Genomic DNA, 13,635 nt, shown 5'->3' with positions numbered 1-13,635 from the left:
ATACACCAGCGACTCACGACCAATGTCAGATAATACCAACCGTACGACCGAATCGAACACTGATCGCATCTCGCGTCGCGCTGTCCTTACGACCAGTGCCGGAGCACTTGCGGCCGGACTCGCGGGCTGTACCGGTGACGGCAACGGCGGCGATGGAGGCAGTGGCAGTGATGGTAGCGACGGCGGCAGTGGCACGACCACGGGGAGCACAACCGACCAGCAGGTCGAAATCGAATTCTGGGACTACTTCGGCGGCACCGAGGATTCCGAGATGAAGAAGCTGAAAAACGAGTTTGAGGAACGGAATCCCAACATCACGGTCAACACGCAGGCGGTGCCGTTCGGCGACGTCCCAACAAAGGTCGTCTCGGCTGCGGCCTCAGGGAACACGCCGCACGTGTTCACCTACTGGATGTCGTTCTCGTCGTACTACGAAGCGAAGGGCATCCTGGACCCCATCGACGACTACCTGTCGGACGGGCTGAACCCGTACTACGACCTCGTCGAACCCGCTGCGACGGCCGGTGGCAACGTCGTTGCCCTGCCGATGGATATCCACGCGATGATGCTTGCGACCAACGACACGGTCCTTGAGGAGGCCGGCGCCCCCATGCAGCCGACGACCCACGACGAGTTCGTCAGTGCAGCCAACGCCATCCAAGAGAACACCGACAAGCGGCCGTTCTTCCTCCAGACTGCGAACAACAGTTTCGCCGGTTTCCGGGTCTACTACTCGCTGCTTCGCCAGCAGGGTGGCAAAATGTTCGAGGGCGAGGACGGCGACCTCGGCCAGCCAGTGTTCCATGAGAGCGACGCAGGGATAGCCGCCGCTGAATTCTACGACTTAGTGACCGGCCAGCGCAACTGGGACAACGCAGACGACATTTCGGACTCGAACATCCGCGTCAACGAGTTCAAGAACGACCAGGCAGGGATGGGGTTCATCGGCAACTGGACAGCCAATAACTTCCAGAACGAGCAAAACGAGTTTATCGACGGTCTGGAGTTTACCTACCACCAGCCCTGGGGTTTCGGCGGCGACACCAAGAGTACGTTCTGTGAGAGCAATGGCTTCTTTTTCCCATCGAACCCGGACCATACCGAGGCCGAGAAGGAGGCGCGGGTGAAGTTCGTCGAGTACGTCACCCAGAACAACCCAATCTGGGCGACGAAGGCGACCCACCTCCCCTCGACGCCAGAGGTGGCGACCTCGGACACGGTGACCAGCCACCCGATCTACCAGAAGTACGAGATTGTCAAGACGCTCCAAGAGATGGCGAGCAATGGTCAGCTCACCTACCAGCCACGGGCGACGATCGACCTGTACGCACCCGAGATCGGGAAGTCACTGTCGTCGATCTACGCTCAGAACATGGAACCCCAGGAGGCGCTCACCCAGTCGGCCAACGCCATCAGCGACAGGATGAGCTAGCATGTCGGTGGAATCGGATACCGGACCGGCGTTCGCGGCCGACCTCCGACAGTGGATCGACCGGGAGACACTCGAGGCGTACGCCTTCGCGCTGCCGTACCTCGCCATCTTCGCGGTGTTCCTCGTGTACCCCTTATTGAAAGGACTGTACATGAGCTTCTTCGAGTGGAACCTTCTGAACCCGGCGCAGTCGGAGTTCGTCGGCCTCCAGAACTACGCGACTCTGCTTCAGGACCCGATGTTCTGGCAGGCGCTCAAGAACACCACCTGGTTCGTCGTGCTGACGGTCCCGTTGCTGTTGCTCGTCAGCCTCGCGATGGCGCTGGGGATCAACCGCGGCGTGAAGGGTACGAAGGTGCTGAAGTTCTTCTACTTTGTCCCGTACGTCATGACCGTCTCTATCGTCGGGTTCCTCTGGCTGCAGCTGTACTCGGCAAACGGCGCTTTCACCCATCACGTCGGCTGGCTCGTGGGCAACGTCCTCGGCCAGGAAGCGTTCGCGATGCCCGCACTGGCCCTGGTGACCGTCTGGTGGCAGGCCGGCTTCTATTTCGCAATCCTGCTGGCGGGCAGACAGGGCGTCTCCGAGCGCCTCTATGAGGCCGCCCAACTCGACGGTGCTGGTCCTCTCCGGCAGTTCAAGGACGTCACTCTCCCACAGATGCGCAACTCCATCATGTTCGTGCTGATCGCGGGAACCGTCTTCCAGTTCCGGGTGTTCGGCCAAGTCCAGACGATGACGACAGGCGGTCCGAACGGTTCGACCAATACCCTGGTGTACTACCTCTACCAGCTGGGCTTCCAGACGTTCGACCTTGGGTACGGCGCCGCCGTCGGCTACGTCATCCTGATTATCCTCGTTGGGGTCTCAATCATCAACTACTACCTCGTCGGCCAGGGGGTGGAGGGCTGATGTCGTTTGCCGACACGGCCAAAGACCTGATCGACGTCCGGGTGGACGTTCAGACCCTCTACGAGGTCGGCGTCTACGTGGTCCTGTACGGCCTGGCGCTGCTGTGGTTCATCCCTCTGCTCCGGATGTTCGCGCTGTCAGTGACCCCCTCGACACAACTGTTCGGCTTCCAGTGGGTCCCCACCCGGGTGACGCTCGCGTTCTGGATCGAGACGATCACCACGAGCGACCTGCTCGGACGCTGGATCCTCAACACGTTCATCATCGCCAGCACCACGACCGCTCTCATCGTCGTGGTCGACTCCATGGTGGCGTTCTCGCTGACGCGCCTAGAGTGGCCGGGACGCAAGGCCATTCTGGGGATCATCATCGCGTCATTCATGGTTCCGCCCCAGATCAACGTTATCCCGCTATTCACGCTGATCAATCGCCTAGGGTGGGTCAACAGCTACCAGGCCCTTGTTTTTCCGTTCGTCGCCGGGCCACTCGGGGTGTTCCTGCTAGTGCAGTTCTTCCGGGACATCCCCGAGGATCTTGAGGAGTCAGCTCGCCTGGACGGCTTCTCGACGTTCCGCATCTACGCCCAAATCATCCTTCCGCTGTCGCTGCCGGTGATCACGGCCCTGGCGCTGTTCGTGTTCGTCTGGAGCTGGAACCAGTATCTCTGGCCGCTGATCGTTCTGCAGAACGAGGCGGCGTACACCCTGCCCGTGGGCGCGACCACACTGCAGAGCGTCTACGCTCAGGAATCTAACCGCTTGATGGCGAACCTGGCGCTCATCTCGCTGCCGCTGTTCATCGTGTTCCTACTGTTCCAGGACAAGCTCATCTCTAGCGTGCAGATGCAGGCAGGGACGGGATAGCTTATGGCTGGAGATCAGGAGTCGTTCCGACGTGCGGTGGCGAGCGTTCCTGGGTTCGTCTACCGGAATAGCCTGTCTCTTGTGGTCATCAGTGTTGTCTGGTTTTTTGTGTCGCTACCGCTCGTGACGATCGGCCCAGCCACACTTGGGGCCTACGCGGCGATTCTGGACCTCCGGAGTGATCGCAATCGGATTGATCGATCACGCGTCTGTCACACGCTGCGAATGAACGGCGTTGCTGCATTGCTGTTCAGTGGCGTCCCCGTCGCCTTCGGTGCCGTCGCGGTCACCTACGGTGTCACAGCTTTGCGAGAGGGATCGCTGGTTGGCGAGGGGGCCGCCCTCCTCACGGGGTATACGGCGTTATACGTCGCGTTGGCGTTGGTGCCGACGTTCGTCCGGTTAGCCCATGGCGATAGCCCCATCGAAGCGCTTCGATTCGGTCTTGGCTGGCTGGTTCGCCATCCCACTCCCGCACTGACTACTGGCATACTTTCGATTGTGCTCTTCGCATTGCTTGCGCTGTTAACTGTTGCGTTCGTCCTACTGTTCGCTGGTTCCACGTTCGCGCTTCAAATTACGGTTGTGGAGGCGGTAGCGGGACAGTCCAGGCAGTCGCCATCAACAACACCGGTCAGAGAGCCTGCAGATACTTGACAGTGGACAGTCTGCTGTCTTGCTATTCTCCGAGCCACTTCTGAAATACTCTTGATCACAGCAATTGTGTTCTGCGCGCTCCATCGCTGCAGAGGTCTTTTAGAAAGTACTCTCATAAAAGTCGTACTCGATTTCGACGAGCATGGGTCGACCTATTGACGAGTATTAGCAGCCGCTATCACTTTTGACTATCCAAGGGGGTGGGATAGAAACGTTCTCAGGGTTAGACGGCAGGGCTAGCGGAATAGAATGTCGACACAAGCCCTGCCACCAGTAGATACGGTTGAGAACGTCTTCAATCTCTTGGAGACGGAGATCACACTGTTAGGTGAGCATCTTGATTCGTCGTTCCTTGAGCAATTCGAGGGGTTCGCCCCCGCGGCTCGGGGGCGAACACCGGATTTCGACCCGTATGGACTGTTTCTGACCCATCTGTACTGCTTCCACAACGATATCTACGGTCAACGAGCGGTCTATCGTGCCCTCCAAGACGAAACCGTCTGGCGGCAGTGTGGCTTTCCACATGCCCCGTCGCGTGACCCGATCAAACGCTTCAGAAGCGACTTTAGCATGACTGCTGAGGCGATTTTTAATCATCTGGTCGAGCAGGCCGCCCGGCGCGGCCTGCTCTCCCCGACGTTCCGGATCGACTCGACGGAAGTACGGGCGACACCCCGAGATGACTCCGACGGGGCGTGGAACTACGATCCAACAACCGATGAGAACTACTTTGGCTACGGCTGTACACTGGTCACGACTGCGAACAATGTCCCGGTTGCTGCAGCGTTCACAGACGGCGAGCAGGTTGATGAGGAGACGGCGATGCGCGTCACGCGTGACGCGCTCGCCGTCGAGAAACCGCTGTGGATGATCGGTGCTTCAGCGTTCGACATCTTGAACTGGCACGACCTGCTGCTGGAGGAGCAGGTCGTGCCAGTGGCTCCGTACAATCACCGGAACACGGACGATCCCCTCGATATCGAGTACCGGGTTGAAGACCGCGTCACGAACCACTTCGACGACATCGGTGTGTCGCAGACACAGCTCAACGAGACCTACGCTGACAGGTCACAGGTCGAGAACACGATCAACGTCTGCAAGGAGGGCGGTCTCGGGCGCGTTCCCGCCCGAGACCGCGCCATGGCGAAGGCACACGTGTTCTTATCGGTGTGTCTTCGGCTTGTCGTAGCGATCACGAATTACGAACGAGGAGGTGATCCGAGCAGTCCGAACTTAGCGCTATGAGGGTGATTTTATCCCACCCCCCCTACGACAGCCTACGAATAAGCGTCATTAAACTCCCGTTCACGGCTTATCAGCTCTTCGACACCGTGCTCAAGAATACCGCGGCCCATTGCCGTCGGCCGATAGTATGTATAAAAACCCTGGCTGTCAGCGGTCCGTCGCTGGCGCTTGTCGACGAGCCCGACATCGACGAGTTCGTCGAGATGGTAGTGGAAATTGTGGGATTCAACATCGACCGCAGTCTTGAGGTCGGCAGCACTCAGTTCGTCGTTGGCGACGAGCGTGCGGAGGATCCGGAACCGCGTCGGGTGGCCGATCGCCTGTTGCATAGCGAGATACTCCTCAAGCGTCAGCCCGCTATCCTCGGGAAGCGGCGGGTCCGGCTGACGAACCCCCTCTATTGGATGGCGATCGGTTTCGGACATTTGCGGGTGCCTCGGGTCCTACGTTGGGACGCCACGTACTTAGTCGTTCTCGACTAGAATATTCCTGAAAACACCGATATTTATATGCTACCGTTCCGAACCGACGAGCCGAATGCGGCAACGGATTATCGACAATCTCCCCCGTGCCGCTGGTGATTCAGATGCGCTCGCTCCAGTCCGGCGGGAACAGTTTCTCGTCTATCTGATGGGACCGTACCGGACATTCGACGTCGACGCACTGTTGCCGGCGGACGCCGATGTCGAAACCGATGCCCCGTCGTTTGCGACGTGGGACAAGACCAGCGGCGAGTACGCCGAAGACGAGGTGTTGCGGCTCCTGCAGGAGACGCGGGACTGCCTCCGCGACCGCGGATTTAATGCTTTTCTCGCAATCGACGTCGGGATTCCGCTCGACGAGATGGATGCCGCCACACAGAGTATCGCCTTTGCGCAAGCGAGTAATGCAACGATCTTCATCGCTCCACAGGTCGGCGACAACCTCGGTGTCGGGATCGAGATCGGGAGCGTCCTCGAGGATATTCTGTCGACAGTTGGAATGCAGGGACCGGCAGCCGATGCAACGCCGCCCGCGCGTGCGCGACGGGTTATGGTCGCGACCGAACCATCGGTTCGAAGTGCGATGCTTGGCGCCGTCCACGCGCGCTGGGACGCCAGTGTCCGGACCTTCACCGATGCCGCGGACTGCTGTCGGCTCTGCGCACAGTTCTGTACTCACATTCAAAACGAAGAACTCTATGGCTCGCTCACCCGTCTAGACTGATCGGACTCGTGGTCATCCCAGGAAGACCTCTTCGCCGGATCTGCTGCGAGAGTCACCCGACAACGATACTCAGCTATTGTACCTCGGAACCTGTTCGAAAGCTCGTGAGTTCGTCGATTCGGTCTTCCAGGTCCTCGATTTCGCTGCGGAGGACATCCGCCTCCTCGCTTTCAGTGGCCGCGAGTCGGTCTTTTAATCCCTGCAATCGCGTCTCTTTCACGTCCTCGTTGATGTCGGCTTTCCTGACGTACGCCCGCTCGTCGATATCGTAGATCCGCTGCTCTTGGAGGGTTCAAGCACAGAAACAGATAGCGTCAGCTGTCGAGAGTGAGGACAACATCTGCGTCCCAAAGGAGAGTGTACTGACTGTAATGCCCCTTCCCCTCCCCGGTACCTCGTCGACTCCCGGCAATCTCTAAGAAGCAAAGTTCGTTGAGTAGTTGCCGCGTCCGCTCAGCTGATAGCGGGTCGGTCCCGATCTGATCGCAAACATCAAGATACGTCTCGCGTATTCGCATCGTCCGGAACCATTCCCGGTCCGGTTGGTTTTTAGTGAGGTTCGCGAGCGCTACCAGGACGTGCTTGCTGTGGGGCGGGAGCCCCGAAATGAGTTCAAGCAGTCGATCAACTTCCGCTGAAGCCCGAGCGTCAGAGAGGTGAGATTCTTTCACCCGGTCGGCATTCTCTTTGTTCGCTTGGTCACCAGCGTACCGGAGAAGGCGCATTGCCTTTCGTGCGTCACCGTGTTCCTTTGCACTCAGTGCGGCAGCACGAGGAATCACCCCGTCATCGAGAACTCCCTTAGCAAAGGCATCAGTCCGATTCTGAAGGATTTCTCGGATTTGAGCTGCATCATAGGGTTCAAAGATGAACTCGTTGTGTCCGAACGAGCTCTTTGTGCGTTCACTCATATTGTCCCGGTAATTGATTTTGTTCGACACCGCAATCACCCCAATCGGAACATCAACACTTCCATCCTCCCCTGCTCGGGAAAGTGCCATCAACAAGTCGTCGTTATTGAGCTTATCAACTTCATCTAGAACGATGATGGCGGCGTCGTAAAACTCGTTCAGGACCGACCAGACCCGCTCAAAATACTCGTTCTCCGAAATCCCCCGTGCTGGGAACTTAATGCCACTTTCTGGTGGGTTAATCTCACGACCGTACTTGCTCAGAGCGTCGGAATTTCCCTTCGCCTGCTGGCAATTAACATACCCCGTAGCAAGTCTCACATCTCGGTTCTCGGCTTCTTCTTGAGCGATTTTGGAAACGTGCTTTGCGACGAGTGACTTTCCACAGCCCGTTTTTCCGTAGATGATGATAGAATTTGGCGGCTGCCCAACGACGATTGGTCCGATTTCACCAGCAACCTTCTCGATCTGCTCATCGCGACCGACTATTCGCTTCTCACTGGGGACATAGTCGATTTGAAGAATTTCCCGTTGCTCGAAGATCCCACAACCCCCCTCATCAACACTCTCAAAGACACTGTGAACCGTCTCTGACCCCTCGTTGCTATCCATTATTAAGGCCAGACGACAGCCAGTGAAATAAATATTTGGTACCAAGTTATGAGTAATAACTCCTTCATAGCGTTTGAAAGTCTAATATTGAGGGTTTTCTCCTTACACCAAACCGGGTCTACACACACCTAGTTTGGAGTAAGGAGAGGACAGACACACACCTAGTTTGGAGTAAGAAAGTCGGGAAGGGTGAGACGCGGATTAGGAGCAGTTGAGTTCGTCCTAGTTGATTTGTTGTATCTGCTTCTACTACACTACTACTTACTAGGATAACTAGACTAAAGAAACACACATAGTTTGGAGTAAGAAATCCCCTCTAAATTCAATTGAACACTCCTTTGCCACACACCTCATAGAATCCTTACTCAAAATCTGGTGTGTGTCTCTTCGCCTTTGTCATCTATTCCTTATGTATTCGAGAGAACTCGATCACTGCAGTCAGTTCCAGAACCGCTAGTCAACCGCCTCGGGATCAAGCCCCGAGGTTTGCCAGTGGACTCCGACTCTACCTTACATAATCCATCACTCGAGAGTCAGTGCTGTTCGTATACTCAGGTTCATCAGCTACTCTGACCCAGCCAGCGTCCCGTGCGCTGTTGATAGGTGTCTGCCCCGGTGTGCTGCAATCCGGGGCTCCGCCAAGTTCTTCGTAGACACACTGTGGAATCACAAACGTGAGTTCGTTCCGGTCCGCGAAGCGTTCGAGCGCCGTATATTTGTTATTCCGCTGTCGGCCACAAGCAACGAAGAATCCCGTGTCTGCGACCCACGCCACAGACTCGTCAAAAGGGTCGAATAACTCACTCATGTCTGTCGATCAATCCTCCGCTGACGGTTCCTGATCACGGGCGTTTCGGATATCGTCGAAGTAGGGGTCAGCGGATTCCATATCCTGAACGACATCTCGGAGTGCATGCAACACGGCAACCGCGAAGGCGTATTGGAGATCGAGCTCGCGGGCAGCGACCCGCTCAGACATCCCACCACCGACATACGGGATTGCATACATGAGGGCAGCAGCAAGCTTCCCAAGCCCATATTTTTCCAAGAGAAGATCGAGATCCTGGTCCTGCGGTGAGCGGCCAACAGCCTCGATAAGGGTTGGAGTGACAGTGTATTCGTCACCGTCGAGATCCGCAGTAAGCGTAATCGGGACTGCAGAATACGTGTGCGTCTTCTGAGTCTCGTCTCGGGTGACTACACCGAGGTCGACGAGTGTCCCCATATCCGAATACGCCGTCGTCCGAGGCATATCCAGCGTCGCAACGATATCGTCGATAGTGGCCTCTCCATCGCGAAGGACGAACGTGTAGAGACGGGCCAGCCGTGGTTCTTCCAGCAGCTGTGCGATCGACATGAGACCATTTATAGCCCGTTCCGGATCGCCCGCAGCTTTCGACATACGATTCATAATTCATATATTGAGTAATAACTGTCGGGGCGACATTGAGCAGAGAGTACGAAACCCCTTGAATGAGACCTATTGCTGGTGTCGGTGGATTTCATCGCGAACGATAGTCCTGATGTCCTGCTCCGGGAGGTCTGTGTCATCGGGAATATCCGGTTTCCCAAGTGGTTCAAGCTCTTGAGCGGCAGCTTGGAGCCGCTCATCTTCAGCTTCAGCGTAGAAATAGAGGTCGCGACGGTCGTCTTCGAGGGCCCTCAACGTTGATTCAGCAACAGGCGTTCCATCAGCTGCTTCAGCATAGGTATAGCCTTGCTCAACGCGTTCGAGCGCGCGACGAATAGTAAGGAACTGGTCGGCGTTGACCTGGAGATAGCCGTCTTCGACATCAAACCCGGCTGGCGGCCGGCCAGTCCATCGCCCGGCCTCTTTTGCAGCGTCAATACCTGATTGAATCCGGCGGAGCTTCTGTTTGTGCTCAACCCGGGCGAGGTCACCCATCACACCGGCGATAAGCTGACTCACTGCTCTGTCGACGAGGTCATCCTCAAGGCTAATTTCCAGCCCGACTTCCATATCCTGAACGCTAGTTTCGTGACTGAGACAGAACTCCAGGAACTCGTGGATTTCGCCGCCACCGAGTCGAGAAAGACGTGAGAGTTCGTGGACAACGACGATGTCCAGGGCCCCGTTTTTGATATCTGCTCGGAGTCGCTGGTACTCTTCACCGCGGTCAGTTTCGGTCCCGCTGATGAGATCCGCGTAGGCGTGAATTTCTGGCTCATCATACCTGTCTTCGGCAAACTCCCGGAGTTCGTCGAGCTGTCGTTGCGGGTCTTGGTCTGTTGTCGAGACACGGGCATAGATGCCGATTTTGGGCATACTTTCTGCGGTGTCGGTCGAGTATATAAGTTATCAGACTTCTAACGGCACCGTAGGAAGGACTTCCTTCTTGTAAATGAGCAGATTGAGCGTATCTCATCGGAAGATAACCAAACCCGATATCCTTCTACTATCATTTCCTCTTCTCCGTCGAAAATGATAATGAGCTTAAAATATCTTTTATTACGTCAAAATAGAACTTCATTTGTGACTGTCTGCTCGGCTGAGGCAATGTACTGGCGGCGGCTAACGGAGACTGATCTCAAAGCCAAACTCGGATATTGGGGGAATCCTGGCGGCGGCGGTGCTCACGCAAGAATCTACTTACCAGGTGATCCCGAAGACATTGCCGAATTTTTCAATCACAACGAGTGGGATGGTGGTCCGGATGGAACGATCCGCGTCCAATTGGCGCCTGTCCAACAGTACGAGGAAACCAAGGCCGAAATCGAAATCGACTACAATAACGGTCGAAACGAGTGGCAATTACCTGGCAATTCAACCGATTATCCGCTTTGGGAAACAGAACATGGGTTTATACCTAGTGCTGACGAACTTTTTGATGATGAACACGAGAATATGACTGCAGATCATGTTCCCATATTGTATTTCGTCCGTGACTCACAAGGAAGGTTTCATACTCGGATGGTGTATAATAACTCTCCAGAGAGGTTAGACCCGTTTAATATTGCATTTGACCAACGGGCCGGAGATAGCGCGAGTGGAATTGTCAAATTTAAATAAATGGTAATAGATAATATCTTAACAAACGAAACTATGGCTCTTCATAAACAGAAACATGTAACATCTTTGCAACGGCTTTATTCAAGCAAATGTCTGGGAGGTTATCGGTTTGATGTCTACTGAGGAGACGATTTTTTCGAAAGCATTCGCCAGTCTCGTCGATCAAGAGCGGCCCGAGATTTACCGGGAATCATTAGCACATCTTGTATCGGGGAAAAACGTGGTTTTCCAAGGTCCGCCTGGAACCGGAAAAACCCGGGCTGCACGGCTACTCTCACGATGGGTTTGTGGTGGGAATTCCTTTGACCTCATAACTGCTCACGCGGAACTTACCCGGTATGACCTTATCGGGGGATACACACCTGATAGTGACGGTGGCTTCACGACACAGGCGGGACCACTCGCAGAAACCGCTAAATTGTGCCAGCAGGGCCTCCGCTCGGATGGACGGCCGGCCTGGTTGATTATCGACGAATTGAATCGGGCGAACCTAGATCAGTCCTTCGGAGAAGTATTCACCCTGCTTGACCCGGATTATCGTGATACCGAAAGGCTCCAATATGGAGATGAATCAACCTATCTCCCGCACTCCTTCCGTATTCTCGCGACAATGAACACTTACGACCGAGCCCAGCTATTTGAACTCGGCTATGCATTTAGACGACGATTTGCTTTTGTAGAGGTCGGAACCCTCCTGAAGACCAGTTCATCTAAGTCAAATGACGAAGAAGAAATAGATATTCCAGCAGTACCTGACTATGAATCTCTCAAGAACGAGATTATCAAAGAGAGCGTTATTGAGAGTCTTTCATACTCCCGAACTATCTTTGAGACTTTCCCACTTTCGGCCGAGGCACAAACTGAGCAGGGCCCGTTTGGAAGGGACGCCTACCCTATCGAGCCAAGCTATGCTAGCGAGGAACTGATTGAGGAACAGTTTGAGTCTCTCTTTGAAGATCTTGACCACTACAAAGGTGAACGCGATTTTATTGATGTGTTGATTGAATTTTGTTTTATTGCGGCCAATAACGACCTCCTTGAAATTGGCCAAGCAATGGTCATTGATGCGGTAAAGTTCCTTGTGGTATATGCACTTATGTTTCCTGATGAGGTGAGCGGCGAGACTGTTGAACAAGCAGTTATTTCCTATATTGTTCCGCAATTTGAGATTGTCATGCCGGAGCTCCGACAGGCTGAAACAATCGGAACGGAGGGTGAGGTAACAGAGAACTTCGATTGTACAGTACGAGCAGCTAGTGCACTGGGACTAGAGCGTGTCGCTGCGCAGTTGCGGGATATGCAAGCATCAAGTGGGTTCACGTGAACTCAAACGCCTACAAAGAAGTAGCTACGAGAGGACGCTATACCCAAGAAGATCTTGATTTGAATAAAGCTCAGTGGGGCAATTTTAAAACCTACGTTGATGCTGTTGAGCTGGCAGTCAACTCGTCAAACAATTCTCCCCGCATTGTTGGAAGTGAAGAGTTCCGCCCCGGGGCTTGGGTGGGTAACTACAATAACTTGGTTTCTGTCACCCCAGAAAAAGTTACTACCGAACAATATGAGAAGATGGTAAATGAGGTTGCTAGCTTTGTCCACCTATTCAAAAAACCGATAGCAGATGCTATCTTACCAGAACAACCAGACTTAATTGTCGAAGGCAAAGTTGCATACCCTCGCTACAGTCAAACACTCTTATTCTATACGGAAGAACTACTTGCAGGGCGGCTACCCGTCCAGATACGGCGAAAGTCGTCCCGTGGGTTCGAATTTGAGGGACCTCCGGACCTCCAGGGGGTGATTAAAGAACGGGCAAGAGGCTCGCATATGCTTGTTTCACGTGAAACTAAATTTACGTTTGATACACCTGCCAACCATTTACTATACGAGTTTCATAGTCAAATGGCAGCTCACCTCGATCATTTGATTGAGAACTATGCACATTTACCGGAAAAAATTCCAAAACAACTCCAGCACCATATCAACTTTTTAAATACGGCTGTTCCAGAAGATGTTGTAAACAGTGATGCTAGTCCTGCCCTCAGAGATCCCACTGTCCTCGCTAAAATCCGAGGTCAATCATCCGGAGTAATAATGGAGATTGTGGACCTCTGGGAGGCATATCTCCATCAACGTGCACAGCTTGACCCCTTCGAAAATTTTGCTACAGCAATCAAACCAATTTACGAAGTATTCGAGATCTGGTGTCTGCATAGGGTGTTGGAAATTCTTGAAAATGAGTATGGTTCCTGGACCCCGAATCGTGACCGGAGTGCAGCCTCCCAGTTCGTATTTGAGGAAGCTGACGCAGTGTTATATTACGATACAAGTGTGAGCTCTCATAGTCGATATGTAGCAAATGAAGATGCTTTTGGAAAACGAGAGAGTGGGCGGCCTGATTTTGTGTTTGTTCTCAATGGCGAAATCAGGTGGCTGGCCGATGCAAAATTCCAAAACTTAGATCGACTGGGTATATCAGGCATACAGCGCTTCCTCGGATATCTGATGGACTTTATTGACACTAGCTTGGAGCAGACACCGCCAACGGCGTTACTTGGTATTGGTGACAGTTCATCCATCAAGACCTTCTCTGTCGAAGGAATACAGGTTCATCAGCTGAGCCTAATGAGCGCTGGCACACTTGAATCAACAGGATTGGAAGCAGTTCGTGATATGATTGTCGAGGAAAGTTGAGCAAACATTATTCTAATTCTCTGCACATATGGAAGATGAAATGCTTTGGCAGCCGGATAAACATCTGAGCA

The 13,635-nt window shown here is 54.2% G+C and carries 13 protein-coding genes and 2 pseudogenes; 9 read left to right on the top strand and 6 right to left on the bottom strand.

Annotation, left to right across the window (positions count from 1 at the left end; all coding sequences use genetic code 11):
• Nucleotides 1-22: 22 nt before the first annotated feature.
• The 5 genes from P0204_RS20105 to P0204_RS20085 all read left to right on the top strand — a co-directional run bounded on the left by P0204_RS20105 (nucleotide 23) and on the right by P0204_RS20085 (nucleotide 5,110).
• Nucleotides 23-1,432, top strand: coding sequence for an extracellular solute-binding protein (locus P0204_RS20105; RefSeq protein WP_276224215.1), 1,410 nt, complete (start codon nucleotides 23-25; stop codon nucleotides 1,430-1,432).
• A gap of 1 nt (nucleotide 1,433) precedes the next feature.
• Nucleotides 1,434-2,345 (top strand): carbohydrate ABC transporter permease, encoded by a 912-nt coding sequence (locus P0204_RS20100; RefSeq protein WP_276224214.1) that lies wholly within the window; start codon nucleotides 1,434-1,436, stop codon nucleotides 2,343-2,345.
• On the top strand, nucleotides 2,345-3,208 hold the full coding sequence (locus P0204_RS20095; RefSeq protein WP_276224212.1) for a carbohydrate ABC transporter permease: 864 nt from the start codon (nucleotides 2,345-2,347) through the stop codon (nucleotides 3,206-3,208). Before P0204_RS20100 ends, P0204_RS20095 begins: the two co-directional genes overlap by 1 nt.
• 3 nt (nucleotides 3,209-3,211) lie before the next feature.
• Nucleotides 3,212-3,865 (top strand): hypothetical protein, encoded by a 654-nt coding sequence (locus tag P0204_RS20090; RefSeq protein ID WP_276224209.1) that lies wholly within the window; start codon nucleotides 3,212-3,214, stop codon nucleotides 3,863-3,865.
• Between the two features lie 249 nt (nucleotides 3,866-4,114).
• On the top strand, nucleotides 4,115-5,110 hold the full coding sequence (locus P0204_RS20085) for a transposase (protein WP_276224207.1): 996 nt from the start codon (nucleotides 4,115-4,117) through the stop codon (nucleotides 5,108-5,110).
• A 32-nt stretch (nucleotides 5,111-5,142) separates the two neighbouring features.
• Here P0204_RS20085 and P0204_RS20080 read toward each other — a convergent pair whose 3' ends face one another.
• Complete coding sequence (locus P0204_RS20080; protein ID WP_276224206.1) at nucleotides 5,143-5,535, bottom strand: winged helix-turn-helix domain-containing protein; 393 nt, start codon at nucleotides 5,533-5,535, stop codon at nucleotides 5,143-5,145.
• Nucleotides 5,536-5,647: 112 nt separating this feature from the next.
• On the opposite strand from P0204_RS20080, the gene P0204_RS20075 reads away from it, so the two are divergent.
• Nucleotides 5,648-6,316, top strand: a complete 669-nt coding sequence (locus P0204_RS20075; RefSeq protein WP_276224204.1) for a DUF7509 family protein — start codon at nucleotides 5,648-5,650, stop codon at nucleotides 6,314-6,316.
• A 73-nt stretch (nucleotides 6,317-6,389) separates the two neighbouring features.
• On the opposite strand, the pseudogene P0204_RS20070 reads toward P0204_RS20075, so the two are convergent.
• The 5 genes and pseudogenes from P0204_RS20070 to P0204_RS20050 all read right to left on the bottom strand — a co-directional run.
• A pseudogene (locus tag P0204_RS20070) lies at nucleotides 6,390-6,605 on the bottom strand (DUF7983 family protein); the annotation flags it as partial.
• A gap of 25 nt (nucleotides 6,606-6,630) precedes the next feature.
• Nucleotides 6,631-7,839 carry an orc1/cdc6 family replication initiation protein gene (locus tag P0204_RS20065; RefSeq protein ID WP_276224202.1) on the bottom strand — a complete coding sequence of 403 codons (1,209 nt, stop codon included), beginning with the start codon at nucleotides 7,837-7,839 and terminating at the stop codon, nucleotides 6,631-6,633.
• A 508-nt stretch (nucleotides 7,840-8,347) separates the two neighbouring features.
• Nucleotides 8,348-8,647: pseudogene (locus P0204_RS20060) on the bottom strand (PIN domain-containing protein); the annotation flags it as partial.
• A 9-nt stretch (nucleotides 8,648-8,656) separates the two neighbouring features.
• Nucleotides 8,657-9,241: a DUF7437 domain-containing protein gene (locus tag P0204_RS20055; RefSeq protein WP_276224200.1), complete on the bottom strand. Its 585-nt coding sequence runs from the start codon at nucleotides 9,239-9,241 to the stop codon at nucleotides 8,657-8,659.
• A gap of 78 nt (nucleotides 9,242-9,319) precedes the next feature.
• Nucleotides 9,320-10,126, bottom strand: a complete 807-nt coding sequence (locus P0204_RS20050) for a recombinase family protein (protein WP_276224199.1) — start codon at nucleotides 10,124-10,126, stop codon at nucleotides 9,320-9,322.
• A 162-nt stretch (nucleotides 10,127-10,288) separates the two neighbouring features.
• On the opposite strand from P0204_RS20050, the gene P0204_RS20045 reads away from it, so the two are divergent.
• The 3 genes from P0204_RS20045 (at nucleotide 10,289) to P0204_RS20035 (ending at nucleotide 13,564) form a co-directional block, all read left to right on the top strand.
• Nucleotides 10,289-10,870 carry a hypothetical protein gene (locus P0204_RS20045; protein ID WP_276224198.1) on the top strand — a complete coding sequence of 194 codons (582 nt, stop codon included), beginning with the start codon at nucleotides 10,289-10,291 and terminating at the stop codon, nucleotides 10,868-10,870.
• Nucleotides 10,871-10,982: 112 nt separating this feature from the next.
• On the top strand, nucleotides 10,983-12,194 hold the full coding sequence (locus P0204_RS20040) for an McrB family protein (RefSeq protein ID WP_276224196.1): 1,212 nt from the start codon (nucleotides 10,983-10,985) through the stop codon (nucleotides 12,192-12,194).
• On the top strand, nucleotides 12,191-13,564 hold the full coding sequence (locus P0204_RS20035) for a hypothetical protein (RefSeq protein WP_276224194.1): 1,374 nt from the start codon (nucleotides 12,191-12,193) through the stop codon (nucleotides 13,562-13,564). Before P0204_RS20040 ends, P0204_RS20035 begins: the two co-directional genes overlap by 4 nt.
• Nucleotides 13,565-13,635 lie beyond the last annotated feature (71 nt).

The sequence above is a fragment of the Haloarcula halophila genome, from assembly GCF_029278565.1.
In the GTDB taxonomy this organism is placed as follows: Archaea; Halobacteriota; Halobacteria; order Halobacteriales; family Haloarculaceae; genus Haloarcula; species Haloarcula halophila.
This window is presented reverse-complemented; position numbering and strand designations above follow the sequence as displayed.